The sequence below is a fragment of the Pseudoalteromonas sp. JSTW genome (assembly GCF_013423925.1).
Lineage (GTDB): Bacteria > Pseudomonadota > Gammaproteobacteria > Enterobacterales > Alteromonadaceae > Pseudoalteromonas > Pseudoalteromonas lipolytica.
Genome location: NZ_CP058972.1, coordinates 2,659,668 through 2,678,859 on the forward strand (window position 1 = coordinate 2,659,668; position 19,192 = coordinate 2,678,859).

At 42.9% G+C, this 19,192-nt stretch carries 16 protein-coding genes; 4 read left to right on the forward strand and 12 right to left on the reverse strand.

The features are described 5' to 3' along the window. Positions 1-24: 24 nt before the first annotated feature. Positions 25-468 carry an acyltransferase gene (locus GZH31_RS12045; RefSeq protein WP_371915647.1) on the reverse strand — a complete coding sequence of 148 codons (444 nt, stop codon included), beginning with the start codon at positions 466-468 and terminating at the stop codon, positions 25-27. Positions 469-619: 151 nt separating this feature from the next. Next, positions 620-3,040, reverse strand: a complete 2,421-nt coding sequence (gene hrpB, locus GZH31_RS12050; protein WP_180311648.1) for an ATP-dependent helicase HrpB — start codon at positions 3,038-3,040, stop codon at positions 620-622. A 237-nt stretch (positions 3,041-3,277) separates the two neighbouring features. Here hrpB and GZH31_RS12055 point away from each other — a divergent pair, with 237 nt between their 5' ends. After that, entirely contained in the window at positions 3,278-3,475 is a 198-nt protein-coding gene (locus GZH31_RS12055; RefSeq protein ID WP_036966535.1) for a CsbD family protein, read from the forward strand. Between the two features lie 78 nt (positions 3,476-3,553). Here GZH31_RS12055 and GZH31_RS12060 read toward each other — a convergent pair whose 3' ends face one another. From GZH31_RS12060 to metA, 4 genes are all read right to left on the reverse strand, one after another. Further along, complete coding sequence (locus GZH31_RS12060; protein WP_180311039.1) at positions 3,554-4,594, reverse strand: GGDEF domain-containing protein; 1,041 nt, start codon at positions 4,592-4,594, stop codon at positions 3,554-3,556. A 225-nt stretch (positions 4,595-4,819) separates the two neighbouring features. Next, positions 4,820-7,450 carry a methionine synthase gene (gene metH, locus GZH31_RS12065; protein ID WP_180311040.1) on the reverse strand — a complete coding sequence of 877 codons (2,631 nt, stop codon included), beginning with the start codon at positions 7,448-7,450 and terminating at the stop codon, positions 4,820-4,822. A 10-nt stretch (positions 7,451-7,460) separates the two neighbouring features. Next, entirely contained in the window at positions 7,461-8,528 is a 1,068-nt protein-coding gene (locus tag GZH31_RS12070; protein WP_065978650.1) for a homocysteine S-methyltransferase family protein, read from the reverse strand. Then, positions 8,518-9,465 (reverse strand): homoserine O-succinyltransferase, encoded by a 948-nt coding sequence (gene metA / locus GZH31_RS12075; protein ID WP_036966526.1) that lies wholly within the window; start codon positions 9,463-9,465, stop codon positions 8,518-8,520. The genes GZH31_RS12070 and metA overlap by 11 nt, the downstream gene beginning before the upstream one ends. 452 nt (positions 9,466-9,917) lie before the next feature. On the opposite strand from metA, the gene ettA reads away from it, so the two are divergent. The 3 genes from ettA to GZH31_RS12090 all read left to right on the forward strand — a co-directional run bounded on the left by ettA (position 9,918) and on the right by GZH31_RS12090 (position 13,068). Next, the gene (ettA, locus tag GZH31_RS12080) at positions 9,918-11,591 is read left to right on the forward strand and encodes an energy-dependent translational throttle protein EttA (protein ID WP_036966523.1); all 1,674 of its coding nucleotides are present in this window, start codon (positions 9,918-9,920) and stop codon (positions 11,589-11,591) included. A 149-nt stretch (positions 11,592-11,740) separates the two neighbouring features. After that, the gene (locus GZH31_RS12085; protein ID WP_180311041.1) at positions 11,741-12,106 is read left to right on the forward strand and encodes a PilZ domain-containing protein; all 366 of its coding nucleotides are present in this window, start codon (positions 11,741-11,743) and stop codon (positions 12,104-12,106) included. Positions 12,107-12,159: 53 nt separating this feature from the next. Next, on the forward strand, positions 12,160-13,068 hold the full coding sequence (locus GZH31_RS12090; RefSeq protein WP_180311042.1) for a histone deacetylase: 909 nt from the start codon (positions 12,160-12,162) through the stop codon (positions 13,066-13,068). A gap of 152 nt (positions 13,069-13,220) precedes the next feature. On the opposite strand, the gene cyoE is transcribed toward GZH31_RS12090, so the two are convergent. The 6 genes from cyoE to GZH31_RS12120 form a co-directional block, all read right to left on the reverse strand. Continuing rightward, complete coding sequence (cyoE, locus tag GZH31_RS12095) at positions 13,221-14,105, reverse strand: heme o synthase (RefSeq protein ID WP_180311043.1); 885 nt, start codon at positions 14,103-14,105, stop codon at positions 13,221-13,223. Positions 14,106-14,251: 146 nt separating this feature from the next. Then, positions 14,252-14,611 carry a cytochrome o ubiquinol oxidase subunit IV gene (cyoD, locus tag GZH31_RS12100; RefSeq protein WP_065978652.1) on the reverse strand — a complete coding sequence of 120 codons (360 nt, stop codon included), beginning with the start codon at positions 14,609-14,611 and terminating at the stop codon, positions 14,252-14,254. Beyond that, positions 14,611-15,246 carry a cytochrome o ubiquinol oxidase subunit III gene (cyoC, locus tag GZH31_RS12105; protein ID WP_036966507.1) on the reverse strand — a complete coding sequence of 212 codons (636 nt, stop codon included), beginning with the start codon at positions 15,244-15,246 and terminating at the stop codon, positions 14,611-14,613. The genes cyoD and cyoC overlap by 1 nt, the downstream gene beginning before the upstream one ends. Then, positions 15,243-17,231 (reverse strand): cytochrome o ubiquinol oxidase subunit I, encoded by a 1,989-nt coding sequence (gene cyoB, locus GZH31_RS12110; RefSeq protein WP_036966505.1) that lies wholly within the window; start codon positions 17,229-17,231, stop codon positions 15,243-15,245. The genes cyoC and cyoB overlap by 4 nt, the downstream gene beginning before the upstream one ends. Positions 17,232-17,233: 2 nt before the next feature. After that, a complete protein-coding gene (gene cyoA, locus GZH31_RS12115; protein WP_065978653.1) occupies positions 17,234-18,148 on the reverse strand; it encodes a ubiquinol oxidase subunit II in 915 nt (304 codons plus the stop codon). 236 nt (positions 18,149-18,384) lie between these two features. Further along, positions 18,385-18,804, reverse strand: a complete 420-nt coding sequence (locus GZH31_RS12120; RefSeq protein WP_036966501.1) for a hypothetical protein — start codon at positions 18,802-18,804, stop codon at positions 18,385-18,387. Between the last annotated feature and the right edge of the window lie 388 nt (positions 18,805-19,192).

The following is a 19,192-nucleotide window of genomic DNA, read 5'->3' on the forward strand; positions in this document are numbered from 1 at the left end:
ATAACCACATTATATTTAAAGCATTTAAAACAGTAAGCTCGTCAACCAATAGCTCAGCACCACAAAACTAATGTTGGCGAGCGCCCTTACCCACCAGGGGGCAAAGCTAAACTGTAATTGACTAAATTGAGTAATAAGCACCACCACAGCCATGACACTAAACCAGGGAGTAAAAAAGAACACCGGTTTTAACTTTACTATACTCACCGCTAAATCATGTAAAGCGCCGCTAACGGCAAAGGTTACCAGTACAGCACACCAAACTGGCAGCACCTCATTACTGGGTTTCATCACGTAGCGCGATAAGTAGTAGCTCCAAATGGGATTCCAATAACGCCAAAATAAATAAAACGAACTTGCACCTAACGAACGACTCAGCATATTACGCATCGAGTCTTTATGCCCCAGCGGCACACCGGTGCGTTTTTTAACGTATTGAGCTAGGGTTATAGGCGTAGACACTGGCATTCTCTTTTGCTATTGACCTTATCAGACTACTAAAGAGACAGTAAAAACGAAACCTATACAATGCAGGAAATTGTAACGGGTTATGACCATGGCAAACTTAATTAGATGGGTCACTATAAAGCCCCGCTACTCGCTTGGCTTGCTATTTACTTCACATTTTACTTTTTACTTTATTTGTTGCTTGGCTCGTAGCTGGGTTGTCTGGCCAAAAGTGTTTTGGGTAACGCCCTTTCATCTCTTTTTGTACGTCGCGGTAACTGGTTTGCCAAAAATTCGCTAAATCTTGAGTAAGCTGCAGAGGCCGTTTTGCAGGTGATAAAAGCTCCATTAATAACGGTAACTTACCTTGTGCAAGCAAAGGTGTGCTGGTCATGCCATACACTTCTTGCATACGCACACTCAGCTTTGCAGGGCCATCGAGCTGGTAGGTAATTCTTACATTAGAGCCACTTGGCACAGTTAAACGCAATGGCAGTAACTCATTTAATGCACTTTGTTGCTGCCAATCAAAACAATTTTTTAGTGCTTCGCCGTAATTAAACTTTTTTAACTGCTCAAGATTTTTAATATCACTCAGGTAAGGCGCTAACCATTGGCTATGTGCACGTAGTTCGTCTCGATTAATGGTCGGAAATGACTCTGGCAACAGCGTGCTTGCCAAACTCATACGAGTGAGTAACTGTTCATTGTCAGTTTGCTCATTAAATAACTGAAAACCATGCTTGCTAAATAAGTTTAACCACGCTTGAGTGCGCTGAGCTTTATCAAGCGGCTGTTTACTTGGCTGACTTGATACTGTGATAGCCCCTAGTTTTACTTCATCTTGATGGATGAAACGTCCTGTTTTTTCGTCGTATTCACATCGCGTCTGCGATGTGAATAAATGGCCGAGTTCATCTTCAAGTTCACTGGGCACAAACGCCACGCCAGCAAATACGCGACTCCCTTTATGGCCGCCCATGCTGGCAATGGCAATGTAGTCATCGTTATGCCAAAACTCTTCACTTAAATCAGCACCTGCGCCATTAGCAAGTAAGTAACCATTACCGCGTTTTTTCGCCAATCGGTCAGGAAATGCAAACGCCACCAGCAAGGCAAGGTATTGCGTTTTAAGCTCAAAGGCTGCTTTCAATTGCAAACGTGATAACCAATAGTTTAATTGCTGTTTAAACACGGGATGCGGCTTTGTATGCTGGCTATGCAGCGCCAAATTAAGATCGGCAGGCATCGTTATGCGGCTTTCGAGTAAGGCGATTAAATACGCCGCTAGCTCATATATGCCTGGCATCGTTACTTGTAATTTTTGTGCTTTAATCAGCATATGTGACAACCGAATATCGGCACCAAAGCTGAGCATTTGACTGCCAAGCGGTGTCAGCTTGTCATTTTCATCTATGGCTTCCAGCATTTTCAACAGCGCTGTTGCTTGCTTAATTTGTTGCGTGCTTGGTACATCAAGCAGGCTTAGCTCTTCAAGTGAAGCGCCCCATTGCTTTGCCTCAAGTAATAACTGGCTAATATCACTGGTGAGAATTTCAGGTGCGTCGTGATTATTGCGACGCTCAAAGGTTTGCTTACTCCCTAAGCGATACACCACGCCCGGTTCAATACGCCCTGCGCGACCGGCTCGCTGCACCGCCGATGAGCGCGAAATATTTTGCGTTATAAGCTCTGTAACACCGGTTTTTAAATTAAAGCTGGCTGCACGGCGCTTACCACTGTCAATTACAATACGTATACCTTCGATGGTTAAACTGGTTTCAGCTACATTGGTGGTCAACACAACTTTACGCTTCCCTTTCGTTGCAGGGGCGATTGCAGCTTGTTGTTCTGCTTTGTTTTGTTCACCAAATAAAGTAAACACCTCGCACTGATCTGCAAGGTCGCTTAGTGCTTGCTGCACCCGTAATATTTCGCGCTGTCCGGGTAAAAAAACTAATGCGCTGCCAGCTTGCTCATTGAGCGCTTGTTTAATAATTGCGGGTATACCATCGAGCCATCGGCTTTCGTCTTTGAGTGGAATATACACTTCATCAATCGGGTAACTTCGCCCTTCAGAGGATATTATTGGGCAGTCAAAAAACTCACTGTACCGCTCACCGTCTAAGGTGGCCGACATCAGTAATATTGTTAAGTCGTCTCTCAATGCCGCTTGCGTTTCAAGGGCAAAGGCAAGCGCGGTATCTGCAGCAATTGAACGCTCATGAAACTCATCAAAAATAAGTAAATCAACGCCACTTAGCTCAGGATCGTTTTGCAGCATACGGGTCAGCATACCTTCGGTGACAATCTCAAGCCGAGTGGCGGGGCTCACTTTTGACTCCCCTCGAATACGCAAACCGACACTTTCACCGACTTTTTCGTTTTGTTGGCTCGCCAAATACTGGGCAATATTACGTGCAGCCAGACGTCTTGGCTCTAACATGACAATGTGTTTAAAGTGCCCTTCACGCATTAATGTGAGTGGCAGCCATGTTGATTTACCTGCGCCCGGTGGTGCTTGTAATAAGGCCATAGGGTTATTTTTTATTGTTGTTAGCAGGGATTGATAAATATCTTCAACTGGCAGCACGTCTGGCATCTCTTACTTTCTTTTTGCCCATTGTATCAAAAAACGATGAACAGCCTCTCATTGAATGAAAGAATTACAAGGTTTTCCTTAAAACCCAGTACAAATTGCAGGCATGTAACACTCTATGTCTAATCATAATAATAAAAACGATGTAATTCAGTTGGTTATATATAAACCATGAATGGCATAACGATTGCTTTTATTAAAGTGAATGTTTAACAAAGTAAGGAGATTATGATGAACAGCGATCGTTTAGAAGGCAATTGGAAAGAGTTAAAAGGTAAAGCACAACGTAAATGGGGTGAACTTACCGATGGCGATTTAGATAAAATTGAAGGTAGCCGTAAAGAGCTTGTTGGTAAAATCCAACAAAAATACGGCAAATCGAAAGAAGAAGCTGAGAGCGAAGTCAGTGACTTTGAAAATAGTCACTAATTTTGCACATAAAAAGACCCCCAGTAATTGGAATGTCCAACTATTGGGGGTCACTTCATTTTGGCGGTTTTTTATTACCTAAGCAGGTGAATGTGTTTCACTATCTAGCTCAGCAACGGTTTGGTTTTTACCGTGTGATTTAGCAAGGTATAAACACTTATCTGCCACACTTAAACAGTGATCAATGCTCTCGTTAGAAGCCCGCTGATGAAGCCCTATGCTCAGCGTCACTTTAAAATTATGAACCCCTTGTTGGAATGCATGTTGCGCCAATTGCTGGTGAATGTTTTCAGCTAATTGTCTTGCTCTACGCTCATGTCCTTGCGGGGTCACAATAAGGAACTCTTCTCCGCCCCAGCGAGCAACAATGTCTTCTTCGCCACTCACACTTTTGAGGATTGAAGCAATGAAAGTGAGCACATCATCACCAATTTGATGACCATAGGTGTCATTCACTTGTTTAAAGTTATCTACATCAATCAACAAAAAGACAGCCCCTTCGTTAAAACGCGCATCTTGCAAGCATTCAGTAGCATAACGGCGATTAAACAAATCGGTCATGGCATCAATACGGGCTAATTTTTGATTTATTTTTAGTTGCTCAATAAGCTCTCGACTGTACTTATTACGGTAATACTCGTAGAAACCACCAAGAATACAAAGAATCGAAAAACACAGCATGACACGGGTCGTAAAATAATGATTCGGATAGCTGTAATACCCAAGCTTATCGGTGAAGTAAAACAGCACTGAAATCACAATAGCCAGTATGATTAAGTCAAATGCGCCGCGTTTTAAACCTCGTATAAAAAAGGTAACAGGCGATACAATAAATAACCACAAAGGCCCAGTTCCATTATTACCACCCGACACAATCAAAAAGCACATCATCGAGTACAAGGCATAAAGCATTAACACAGCAATAGCACGGTCGCGATTTTTAAGGACAAAGGGCGATACAAAAACAAAGCCGCCAATAACCAGTAAAAAACTGAGCGTTATGTAGCCATCTTGGTAGCTTGTAACCGACATTACAAAAGAAGTAATGGCACCAATAAATGCAAATACGCGTAAAAATAGCGCTTTATCTTTGTCACTTGCGCTGCTTGAATCAATCACACCTTTACCCTAATTTCCTTGCTTTACACTAATAACTTTAACACAAATATTTAAATTTGAAGGATATTGGCCTCATTTCACATGCTAAATGCTGATTAAAAGGAAGAAAGTATGATTTTAAAGCGCGTTTTAACGGAGGTAGAAATGCAATTTACCTTAAATAAAAACAAAAAAGCACCGTAAGTTAAGTACTTACGGTGCTTTTGAATAGCACGTTATTGCTTTTTACTCTGGCTCATAGCCTAAATTAGGCGATAACCAGCGCTCTGCTTCTTCAAGCGTCATGTTGGTGCGCTTAGCGTAGTCTTCAACCTGATCTTTTTGAATCTGCGCCACGGCATAGTATTTAGAATCCGGGTGAGAAAAATACCAACCAGACACCGCCGCTCCCGGCCACATTGCGTAAGAGCTCGTCAACTTCATACCTATGCGATTTTCAGTATCGAGTAGCTGCCAGATTTTCTTTTTCTCTGTGTGCTCAGGGCACGCAGGGTAACCCGGTGCAGGACGAATACCTTGGTAATTTTCGCGAATAAGCTCATCATTCGATAAGTTTTCATCGCTTGCATAGCCCCAATACTCTTTACGTACCTGCTCATGCAAATATTCCGCAAAAGCCTCTGCTAAACGGTCTGCAACGGCTTTAACCATAATTTTGTTATAGTCATCTTGTTTCGCATCGAAGGCATCAGCAAGGTCGTCTTCTTCAAGCCCTCCGGTTACGGCAAAGGCACCAAAGTAGTCGGGGACTCCTTTGGGGGCGATGTAATCCGCTAAACAATAATTCGCAAAATCGGTTTTTTCTGTTTGCTGACGCAGATGGCACGAGGTTGTTAACACGTCTGTACGCGTTTCATCGGTGTAAATTTCAATGTCATCACCCACTCGGTTTGCCGGGAATAAACCAATCACGCCCAGTGGTTGTAGCGCACCTGACTGTTCTAAATCGTCAAGCATCGCATTGGCATCAGCAAATAAGCTTTGCGCTTGCTCACCCACAATTTCATCGTTAAGAATACGCGGATACTTCCCTGCGATTGACCATGTCATGAAATACGGTGTCCAATCGATGTACTGTCTTAACGTGGCAATCGACACATTTTTAAACTCTGTCACTCCGAGCTTTTTAGGCACGGGTGGGGTGTAGTTATCCCAGTCAAGTTGTGCGGCATTATCGCGAGCACGTTGAATGGTGACAGGCTTCGAGCGTGGTTTTTTACGCGATTGCTGTTCACGTACTTTTTCGTACTCCGCTTTGGTTTTTTCTAAAAACGCAGGTTTTAACTCTTTAGACAATAGGTTAGAGACCACACCAACAGCACGACTGGCATTATTTACATACACCACACCTTTATCGTACTGTGGCTCAATTTTCACTGCGGTATGGGCTTTCGAGGTAGTAGCACCCCCAATTAATAAGGGTAAGTCGAAACCACGACGAGTCATTTCTTTAGCAACATGCACCATTTCATCTAATGAGGGCGTAATAAGGCCTGATAAACCGATAATATCGGCTTTTTCGTCAATCGCGGTTTGTAGAATTTTTTCCGCAGGCACCATCACACCTAAATCGATCACGTCGTAGTTATTACATTGCAGTACTACGCCAACAATGTTTTTACCAATATCATGTACATCGCCTTTAACGGTCGCCATAACCACTTTACCGTTCGTGGCACCTTCTTCTTTTTCTGCTTCGATATAGGGGTCTAGGTAAGCCACTGCGCGTTTCATTACGCGCGCCGATTTAACCACCTGCGGTAAGAACATTTTACCTGCACCAAATAAATCACCCACCACATTCATGCCATCCATCAGCGGGCCTTCAATCACATGAATAGGCTTATCAGCTGCAGCTCGGCACTCTTCAGTGTCTTCGTCGATATACTCAGTAATGCCTTTTACAAGCGCATGTTCTAGGCGCTTTTCAACGGACCATGTACGCCACTCTAAATCTTCAACTCGCTCAGCTTGCGCCATCCCTGAGTATTTTGGAGCCAGCTCTACAAGGCGCTCACCCGCACCGGGGTCGGTATTCAGTATAACGTCTTCAACGGCTTTTCTAAGCTCAGCCGGAATATCGTCATACACAGCCAACTGGCCTGCATTCACAATCCCCATATCCATGCCCGCTTTAATGGCATGGTATAAAAATACTGAGTGGATCGCTTCACGTACGGGGTTGTTACCACGGAACGAGAACGACACGTTTGACACCCCGCCCGACACTTTACAGTACGGTAGGTTTTGCTTTATTCGGCGCGTGCCTTCAATAAATTCAACAGCATAGTTGTCGTGCTCTTCAATCCCGGTTGCTACTGCAAATATATTCGGGTCGAAGATAATGTCTTCTGGTGGAAAACCAATCTCGTCCACTAGAATACGGTAACTCCGCTCACAAATTTCAAATTTACGATCTGCGGTTTCTGCTTGTCCGTCGGTGTCAAACGCCATGACGACTGCAGCAGCACCAAAACGTTTAATTAACTTTGCCTGACGAATAAAAGGCTCTTCACCTTCTTTCAGTGAAATTGAGTTTACAATCGCCTTGCCTTGAATACATTTTAAGCCGGCTTCAATAACTTCCCATTTTGATGAGTCGATCATGATCGGTACTTTAGAAATATCTGGCTCAGAGGCAATCAAGTTCAGAAACTTCACCATCGCGGCTTTTGAATCCAACATGGCTTCATCCATGTTGATATCAATGATCTGTGCACCATTTTCGACTTGTTCACGGGCAACATTAAGGGCGGTTTCGTAATCTTCTTCCATGATCAATCGCTTGAACATGGCTGAACCGGTCACATTGGTACGTTCGCCGACGTTAGTAAATACTGCTATTTGTTGTGTCATTTCGGCTACCTTAGTTTAAGTTACACGCTTCAAGGCCCGATAAGCGCATACGCACTTCAAGCTCAGGCAATGGACGAGGCTTAACTCCTGCAAGGCCTTTGGCAAAGGCTTTAATGTGTGCAGGGGTTGTACCACAGCAACCACCAACAATATTAATAAAGCCTGACTTGCCCCAATCGATTATTTCTTCAGCCATTTCAGGTGCTTCTAAATCGTACTCACCAAACTCATTGGGTAAACCTGCATTAGGGTGAACCGAGGTAAAAGTTTCACAAACGCGTGATAACTCTTCGACATATTGGCGTAATAAATCCGGACCCAGTGCGCAGTTAAGACCAATAGATAACGGCTTAATATGACGAATCGAATTATAAAAAGCTTCGGTCGTTTGCCCCGATAAAGTTCGCCCTGAGGCATCAGTAATGGTGCCTGAGATCATGACAGGCAACGTGCGCCCTGCTTGCTCAAAGGCTTCTTCTACTGCGAACGAGGCCGCTTTTGCATTTAAGGTATCGAATATGGTCTCGATTAAGATTAAATCAACTCCCCCTTCCATCAGTGCCAAGGTTGATTCAACGTATGCTGTCACTAACTTATCAAAGCTAATGTTACGATAACCGGGGTCATTGACATCAGGCGAAATAGAACAAGTTTTTGACGTTGGCCCTAATACCCCCGCCACATAACGAGGTTTACTTGGATCTTTTGCTTCAAATTCATCGCAGACACTGCGAGCAAGCTTGGCTGATTCTAGGTTGATCTCACGGCTTAAATTCGCCATGTCGTAATCTTCCATCGAAATAGTGGTGGCATTAAACGTATTGGTTTCGATAATGTCGGCACCTGCATTAAGGTATGCGCGGTGAATATCAGCAATAATCTTTGGCTGAGTAAGGCTTAATAAATCATTATTGCCTTTAATAAGGACATGCCAGTCTTTAAAACGCTCACCGCGATAGTCTTGTTCTTCTAATTTATGTTCTTGGATCATGGTGCCCATCGCGCCATCGAGGATCAAAATTCGCTGCTTGAGCGCCTCGGTTAATTGTTCGCGTTTATTCACTGCATTACTCGGCATAGTTGTTAGTCCTTACGTCTTGGCTAACTAGGTTAATATCATACGGTGTTGTTTGGTACACGTAGTAGTTTAACCAATTCGAAAACAATAAAAAGGCGTGACTTTGCCATGTTTTCGACGGTTCGTTATCTGGGTTATCGTCAGGGAAATAGTTTTCTGGTTTTGGCGCATCGTCTGACTTTTCGCAGTCGCGTAAATATTCCCCTTTTAATGTATGCGCATCATACTCAGGATGGCCCGTTATATATACTTGGCTGCCTGATTTATTCTTAATTAAATACGCCCCAACACGCTCAGACCCTGCTAATACTACTAAATCATCACAGCTGTTAATTTTTTCAATATCAATGTGGCCATAGCGCGAGTGCGGAACTAAAAAGGTATCATCAAAACCGCGCGTTAACGCGGCATGCTCAAAATAACTTTTGTGCGTAAACACGCCACTGAGCTTATTAGGCATTAACTCTCGTTTTAAACCATAGTGATGATAAAGCCCTGCGTGAGCCGCCCAACATGAAAATAATGTTGACGTAACGTGGTGCTCAGCCCAGTCTAAAATCACTTTTAGCTCATCCCAGTAAGCAACGTCGTCATACTCTAAATGTGCAAGCGGCGCGCCTGTGATGATCATGGCATCGTAGTTATTGTCTTTTACTTCAGAAAAGTAACGATAAAACGTATCGAGGTGTTGCTCTGAGGTACTGCTACTTCGGTGGGTGTCTAAACGCAGCAGCTCAACATTCACTTGCAACGGTGAATTAGCCAACAACCGAATAAACTGCACTTCGGTTTCCACTTTATTCGGCATTAAGTTTAAGATGGCCAAACGCATTGGACGAATTTCTTGCGTTTTCGCACGACTTTTAGGCATTACAAATACGTTCTCTTGACGTAATTTTACAATTGCGGGCAATTCATCTTTGACTGTAATGGGCATAGTGGGCTCCGAGCATACTTATTAGACTGCTAATTATGAACGGATAGTTAGAAATTTCAACCTCTAGATGTTTAGATGTCCAAATGATTTTTTTATTTGTGCTAAAGCAACCTCTTAGGAAGCCAGTTTCGTTGATGCGCAGGCCCTTAAATTGCTAAAAGCAGTGCCTCTGCGAATGACGGTTGTGTTTAATCACGATAAAAGAGTAAGCATCTCAAAAAGTGGCTTGTTATTGTGTTTAAGCCAACACCGCTGTAAAAATGACTTTTAAGCCTTTGTGCAATGCTTATAAGGCGCTTACTCTGCATTTATGCTCCTTAAATGCATGCGCTATTTTTGCAAAGCAGTACCATGATATTAAGCCCCTGATAAACGCTGAATTCTGTATTTTGAGGTGGTTTGGGTATACAATAGTGGCTGTTAATTTTTCTTATAAATTGAAGGCTCTTTTCATGGTGTTACCAGATAAGTTTATATTCTCGATGAGTCGAGTTTCTAAAGTTGTGCCGCCTAAGCGCACTATCTTAAAAGATATCTCTTTACACTTTTTCCCGGGCGCAAAAATTGGTGTGCTTGGTCTAAATGGCGCAGGTAAATCGACGTTACTTCGCATTATGGCAGGTGTTGACCAAGACTTTGAAGGTGAAGCTCGTCCACAACCTGGCACAAAAATAGGTTACTTACCGCAAGAGCCTGTTTTAGACGAAAACAAAACAGTACGCGAAACCGTTGAAGAAGCCGTAAGCGAAGTAAAAAATGCGCTAAACCGTCTTGATGAAGTATACAACGAGTATGCTATGGAAGATGCTGACTTTGATGCACTTGCAAAAGAGCAAGGCGAGCTTGAAGCAATTATCCAAGCACACGACGGTCACAATATCGATAACGTATTAGAGCGCGCAGCAGATGCTCTTCGTTTACCACCGTGGGATGCTAAAATTGAACACCTTTCGGGTGGTGAGCGTCGCCGTGTTGCAATCTGTCGTTTACTGCTTGAAAAACCAGACATGCTGATTCTTGACGAACCAACCAACCACTTAGACGCAGAGTCTGTGGCATGGTTAGAGCGTTTCTTACACGACTACGAAGGTACTGTGGTCGCTGTAACCCACGACCGTTACTTCTTAGATAACGTTGCTGGGTGGATTCTAGAACTTGACCGTGGTGAAGGTATTCCGTGGGAAGGTAACTACTCATCATGGCTTGAGCAAAAAGATTTACGTTTACAACAAGAACAAAAATCTGAAAAAGCACGTCAAAAGTCAATTGCACAAGAACTTGAATGGGTTCGTTCAAATCCGAAAGGCCGTCAAGCTAAGTCTAAAGCGCGTATGGCACAGTTCTCTGAGCTACAACAGAACGATTACCAAAAACGTAACGAAACGAATGAGCTATTCATTCCACCGGGTCCACGCTTAGGCGACCAAGTTATTGAAGTAAAAGGTCTTAAGAAGAGCTTTGGCGATCGTGTTTTAATCGACGACTTAAACTTTGCGATGCCAAAAGGTGCAATCGTAGGTATTATCGGTGCCAATGGTGCGGGTAAATCAACCTTATTCAAAATGTTAAGCGGTGAAGAAAAGCCAGACAGTGGTGAAATCCTTGTGGGTGAAACAGTTGAGCTTGCTACCGTTGATCAGTTCCGTGGCGACATGGATGAAAGCAACACCGTTTTCCAAGAGATCTCTAACGGTCAAGACGTATTAAAAATTGGTAACTTTGAATTCCAAAGCCGCGCCTATGTTGGTCGCTTTAACTTCAAAGGTAACGACCAACAAAAATTCGTTAAAGACTTATCAGGCGGTGAGCGAAACCGTTTACACCTTGCAAAGCTATTAAAAGCGGGTGGTAACGTATTACTACTGGATGAGCCGACTAACGATCTTGATGTTGAAACACTTCGTGCACTTGAGAACGCAATTCTAGAGTTCCCAGGCTGTGTAATGTGTATCTCGCATGACCGTTGGTTCCTTGACCGTATCGCTACGCATATTCTTGATTACCGTGACGAAGGCCAAATTAACTTCTTCGATGGTAACTACACAGAATACGAAGAGTGGTTGAAGAAAACCTTAGGCGCAGAAGCCGCACAACCTAAGCGTATTAAATATAAAAAGATTGGTTAATTTACCGTCTTATTCAAAAGCCCCTTCTTGGGGCTTTTTTGTGACCGATAACGTTTACCAGCAATCGTTTCACTCACACCTTGCATATTGAACTATACTGATTTTAGCGAATTAAGTTTATGAAACGACAATGACTTGGGGATCACACCATGAATGAGCGTAGACAGTTTTCTCGGGTATTATTTTCTTGCCCTGCAACGCTTTGTATTGATGAGTATAAGTATCAATGTCAACTGCTTGATTTATCCTTGCATGGTGCGCTTATAACCAAAAGCGATTCATTTTTAGTTCCTATCCACAGTAAAGCCGTTTTATCGTTTACCCTACCCGACTCAACTGTAGAGATTAAAATGCGAGTCGAGTTGTGCCATGTAGAACAGCAGCATGCTGGACTTATTTGCGAACATATTGATATCGACAGTATCAGTCATTTGAAGCGCCTGATTGAGCTGAACTTAGGCGATGAAGGCCTATTACATCGTGAGTTAGCACACTTAATTCACGTACCAGAGTAAACAACGGCGAATAAATTCGCTATGCTGTAGCAAATCCCGTTATTAAATGAGTTATGTACTTAAACCCCCACTTACCCTTGGTATATCACCCTAATTATTCCTTTAGCTTCGATCCTAACCATCGCTTTGTAATGAGTAAATTTGCTTATTTATATGACCATGTTCAAAGCCTTGGCCTGATCAGTGATAATTTAGTACAGCCGATATTAGGCAGCCCCGCACCACTGGAACTGGTGCATTGCGATGACTACATTAATGACCTGTGGCATAACCGCTTGGATGAAAAAGCCATGCGCCGAATTGGTTTACCTTGGTCTGAACAATTGATGGCACGAACATTCACAGCCCCACTTGGCACCTTACAAACCGCACGCCTCGCTTTAAAACATGGGCTTGCCTGCCACTTAGCTGGCGGCACTCATCATGCCCATTATGATTTTGGTTCGGGTTATTGCATGGTAAACGATTTAGCGTTCACCAGTGAAACACTGATAAAGAGCGGCGAAGTGACCAATGTGCTGATTTTTGACTTAGATGTTCACCAAGGTGATGGCACTGCAGCCATGCTCACCCATCAACCCTATGCGTATACGTGTTCGATTCATTGTGAGAAGAACTTTCCATTTCGCAAATCAGCCAGTGATCTCGATATTGGCTTAAACCCGGGTGTTAGCGATAAAGAGTACATTGGCATCGTTGATGATACGCTAAGTTACTTACTAAAAACCCTTAATCCAGATTTAGTACTTTACGATGCAGGCGTTGATGTATGGCAGCAAGATGGCCTAGGAAAATTAGATATAAGCTGGCAAGGTATTGAACAACGCGACCATTTAGTCCTTAAGCGTTGCCTTGAACATAATGTGCCTGTCGCAACGGTCATTGGTGGTGGCTATGATAAAGATCATCGCCGCTTAGCCGCTCGCCATGGCATTGTGGTTGAGCAAGCTGCACAGTTTTAGTGATACCACTTGTAGTCACACGAAAGATAGTGAGGGGTTAGTTAAAAAATTGGTCTAACTCGTTTTATTAACTAACGAAACGAAAAAAGGCCCGGTGGAGAAAAAACCGGGCCTTTGCTACTGTAACATTGGGATATGTTAGCAACTTTTTTCTAAGTTAAAACCAGTAGCTGAGGAGCTACTGAGTGGTAATCTAAAGCCATCGCTATGCTCAAAACCGTAATATTTACTATCGAAAAAGCAAACACTTGGCGCGCCCAACCGCTTACATCAATATTGCGACGATAACCTCTGAGCGCCATAAGCAACCACCAAAAACTCGTTGTACAAGCTACAGCCATGAAAGCTAAACCTGTATAACCACTAATGGTTAATAACATCACAACCAACGCATACACGGCGATATATAAAACAATGTGATGCTTTGCCTTTTCGATCCCTTGCGCTACGGGTAACACGGGAATTCTGGCCGCTTGGTAGTCGTTATAACGAAAGATTGCAATTGCATATGAATGAGGCATTTGCCATAAACTAAACATTACCAATAAAATCAAAGCACCGGCATCAAACTGTCCCGTTACCGCACAATAGCCCACCACAGGTGGAACTGCGCCCGATAAACTACCGACAAAGGTGCCATACACAGAACGACGTTTCATATATAAGCTGTATACACCGACGTAAATGACGTAACCAAACGTAGCAAATAAGAGTGCCACCACGTTGGTATAAACGGCTAATAATGTGAAACCAAAAACACCCAGCACGATGCCATGTGCCATAGCGGCCTTTGCTGACATTTCGCCAGTGACTGTGACGCGTTTGCGAGTGCGCGCCATTGCAACATCAATATCACGATCAATCACATTATTGATAGCGCATCCAGATGCCACAACTAAAGATAACCCAAGCAAAGTTGCGACCATTAACCATGGGTCAACATCGCCACGAGAGGCTAGCAAGAATCCCCCCGCAACAGAGATTAAATTGCCCATGATAATGCCAGGTTTAGTGACATTTAAATAACGTCGAAACACTTCCTCGACTCCTCTAATATTCTGCACAAACGCAAAATTACGAAAGAAACTAGCTAATAACAGACTGTCAGAACTGGAGACATAATCTCAAACTAACCAGCTCCTTTCGTAAATCTTTATATCAATTACATAAAAATAATTGTTATTTAATACATCATCATGGCGTTCGATTCGTAGATGATCCACACCGACAAACCAACCACCATCACGATAATTATGGCGCTGAAGATAAATGACAATGAGCTGGCTTTGCCGTCTTCAGTTTTAAAGCTTAAATGCAAGAAGTACTTTAAATGCACCCAAATTTGCACAACCGCCATAGTCACAATGCACCACACGGTGGCTGGTTTTGAAAACGACCCACTCATCACAGCCCAAAATGGAATAGCCGTTAAAATCACTGACAACACAAAGCCAATAAAATAGTCTTTCATACTGCCATGTGATTGTGTGTCGTGTGCGTGTACTTCTAAGTTATTAATGACATGCGATTCACTGTGACTCATTACATTGCTCCCATTAAATAAACAACGGTAAACACACAGATCCACACCACATCTAAAAAGTGCCAGAACAAACTTAAACAACTTAAGCGTGTCACTGTTTGCGGGTTTAAACCACGACGAACAACTTCGATCATCATGATTGTCATCCAAATTAAACCCGCTGTTACATGCAGACCATGTAAACCGACTAAAGAGAAAAACGACGTTAAAAAGGCACTGTGTTGCGGGCCATTACCGTGCGCAATTAGGTGATGAAACTCATACACTTCCATACCAATAAACACAGCACCAAAAGCAAAAGTGACAAGTAACCAGGTCAATGTTGCTGCCTTTTTCTGCGAATGTGCAGAAATCATCGCAAAGCCAAATGTAATACTACTTAGTAGGAGTGCCGCGGTTTCAACCGCGACAAAATCAAGTTCAAAAATGTCTTTGCCTGACACGCCGCCGGCTGTGTTCATAAACAGCACGGCATAAGTTGCAAAGAAAGAAGCAAATAATAAGCAGTCGGTCATTAAGTAAAGCCAAAAACCGAATACCGTGTTGCCACCTGTGTCGTGATGCTCACTATCATGTGCTTCAACATGACCTTGAGCATTACTTAAGGTGTTTAAATCTGCAGTGATAGTACTCATGCATTCACCCCTTTAGTCGCGGCGGTATTGTGCGCCGTTTCAAGTTCAACAATTTCATCTGGTTGCACGTAATAATCAACATCAGTTGTGTAACAACGTTTAATAAATATCGCGATAGCACCCAGTAAACCAAAGGCTGCAAGCCACCATATATGCCAAATCATGGCAAAACAGAACGTTGTTAATGCTCCGCTCATCAATACACCCGCTGGCGTATTTTTTGGCATGTGAATTGGGCTATAAGATGCTTCTTGTTTGTAAGCTAAGCCTTTTTCTTTCATGTCAGTCCATGCATCAATGTCATCAACATGGGGAATTTTTGCAAAGTTGTAGTACTGCGGAGGTGATGCAGACGCCCATTCAAGCGTATGACCATTCCATGGATCACCTGTTGTATCATCTAATTGCTCGCGGTTTTTAAAACTCACAACAAGTTGTACTACTTGGAACAAGATACCGAACATGATGATCACCGCACCGCCTGCTGCAATGTATAACCACATGTTCCAATCTGGGTTATTTGTGTGGTTTAAACGACGAGTCATACCTAAGAAACCAAGCACGTATAACGGCATGAATGCCACAAAGAAACCAATTAACCAGCACCAGAAAGACCTTCTGCCCCAGCGTTCGTCAAGTTTGAAGCCCATTGCTTTAGGGAACCAAAATGCGAAACCTGCTAAGTAACCGAACACTGCACCACCAATAATGGTGTTATGAAAGTGAGCGATTAAAAATAAGCTGTTGTGTAATACATAGTCAGCACCAGGGATTGCAAGTAATACACCGGTCATACCACCAATGGTGAATGTCACCATGAAACCCAGAGTCCAAAGTACGGGCACTGTGATTCGTAAACGACCACGGTACATAGTGAATAACCAATTAAAGAGTTTTACACCCGTCGGCACTGCAATCACCATGGTCATGACACCAAAGAAGGCATTAACGTTCGCACTTGACCCCATAGTGAAGAAGTGGTGAAGCCATACGATGAAACCTAAAATAGAAATCGCACCACTTGCATAAACCATCGACTTGTAGCCAAACAAACGTTTACCAGCGAAAGTAGAGATAACCTCTGAGAAAATACCAAACGCAGGTAAAATGAGAATGTAAACTTCAGGGTGACCCCACGCCCAGAATAAATTGATATACATCATCGCGTTACCACCTAATTCATTGGTGAAAAAGTGGAAATCGAGATAACGGTCAAGTGTCAGCATTGCAAGCACAGCAGTCAAAATTGGGAACGAGGCTGCAATTAAGATATTTGCCCACGTACATGCCCACGTAAAAATAGGCATTTTCATTAAGGTCATGCCGGGTGCACGCATCTTGAAAACTGTCACTAAGAAGTTAACCGACGTTAGCAAGGTACCTAAGCCGGATATTTGCAAGGCCCAGATATAATAATCGACCCCCACGCCCGGACTAAACGACAACTCGGATAATGGTGGATAGGCAACCCAGCCTGTTTTTGCAAACTCACCGAAAAACAGTGAAATATTTATTAATATCGCACCGCCAGCAGTTAGCCAAAAACTTAAATTATTTAAGAATGGGAAAGCAACATCACGTGCACCAATTTGCAGTGGCAAAATAATGTTCATTAGACCAATCATGAACGGCATCGCCATAAAGATGATCATGATCACCCCATGCGCCGTAAAAATTTGGTCGTAATGTTCAGGTGGTAAGTAACCACTTGCACCGCCCGTAGCCATTGCTAATTGTAATCGCATCATAATGGCATCAGCAAAGCCGCGGAATAACATAATAAGCGCAAGAATGATGTACATAACCCCTAAGCGCTTATGATCAATTGACGTGATCCAGTCGTGCCAAAGCACGCCCCATTTTTTATATTTTGTTACTAAGCCTGCAACTAGCAAGCCTAAGACAGCAACCACCGTCATGGTAACCATGATAATTGGTTCATGAAACGGGATTGCGTCTAATGTTAATTTACCTAACAACGACATGATTATTCCTCGTCCTCGCCGTGCCCTTTATGAGCAGAGTGCTCAGGCATTGCGTGTTGCATTGCACCGTGTGAGCCATGCGCTTGCATATACTTCATTACAATTGAATGAAACATATCTTTGTCGACACTGGCATAGTATTTAACTGGGTCGTATTCACTTGGCTTAGCTAGTTCAACATAGGTCTTTTTAGTAAGTGCAGACCCTGAATTTTTCACCTTATTTACCCATGCATCAAAGTCTGCTTGGGTTGGCGTGGCGATGGCATTAAACTTCATGCCTGTGAAACCTGCCCCACTGTAGTTAGCAGAGAAACCTTTAAAAGTACCCGGTTCATCAGCTATTAGATGCAGTTTGGTTTCCATGCCTGCCATTGAATAAATTTGGCTACCAAGCTGAGGTATGAAAAACGAGTTCATGGTGCTTTCTGAGGTAATCTTGTATTGAACAGGCACGTTAGCGGGAAACACCAACTCGTTGACTGTCGCAATGCCTTGCTCAGGGTAGATAAATAACCATTTCCAATTTAAAGACACCACTTCAACAGTGAGATGCTCACCTTTACCTTCTAGCGGTTTATAAGGGTCAAGCTCTTGCGTTGACTGCCAGGTGATCACACCTAAAATAACCACGATGATAATAGGAATAGCCCACACCACCGCTTCAATCTTGTTAGAGTGAGCCCACTTAGGAGCATAAATTTCTTGGTCTCGTCCATCACGGTATTTCCATGCAAAATAAATTGTCATGGCAATCACTGGGATTACAACAATCAGCATTAATACCGTTGCTACGATGATTAAATACTTTTCGTCGGCCCCAATTTGACCTTTTGGATCAAGTACCCCGCCTTCACAGCCAGTCAAAGCCAGCACTAAAGACGCTAGAGCAATATTACAAAGGTTACGAATTGACAAAGGAATATCCTACAACCTAAAAGTTAACACTTGTCGATAAGTACACGACGCTTTTCTGTAGCAACGAACGGCCACAGATATCCCTAGCCACATAACGAGCACAATTTATCGCCACGTTAAGAGAGGGAATAGTTAGGTCAGCTGACTGAAATTTGGACGTAGAAAGCCCACTAGGTGCTTAGTAAAGACAACTTAGAAAACGACTAAAATGGCTGAACTTAAGCAACAAAGCTTATTTACAGACAACCACTTACACGAGGAGGAGCACGACAGCCATGTGCGCTGTGTACTACTAAAGACTTTATCGTTTCACGTGCAGCGAAGGCCGCTTTACGTAAAATGACACCTGCACGACGCGCAGGAAAGAAATGGAAGACCAACCAGCATAAGCCAATTAATAATTGGCAAGACACCACGGGGTAAGCTAAAAAGCTCAATACATTAAGTAACGGTGTTTCATACAAAGCACCTTCGCTTAATAAACTTCTTAACTCATGTGCATCTTCTACCGCACCGTTAATTAGCATGGCTGAATTAATGATCAGCAAGGCTAAAACAGACAACAGTTCTTTGCCAGCAAAAAACGCACGCGCAGCTAATTGCAATCTAGCGAAACTAGATTGTTTAACACCTTGTGACGGATTAATTACTCGCAAAACACATGCCTTTTTATAACTTTGGCCGCAATAAAGGTAGACGCTCTACCCTATAATTAAGCGCGGCAACTTGATCTTCATCAATAAAGTTTCAGTAATTACTGAAATTTCGATGTGGAGTATAACAAAGTCAACGTACGGTACAAGTAGAATTTAACAGCACTGCGTTAAGCATTGTTTATTCAACTGATAAATAAATGTAAACAACCCCAAAATATGAAGCTAAGCATCTAAAAAAGCTAGAGTATTTAATATAGCAAAAAGCAATGCCTAAAAAGAAAATTGCATAAAAATGGCGTTTAAACACATACCTACTCAGTATCTACTTGTATTGTGTTACTGAACAAGGATTAGCCAAGAGAGCTAAAATATAATATTCTTCATTAAA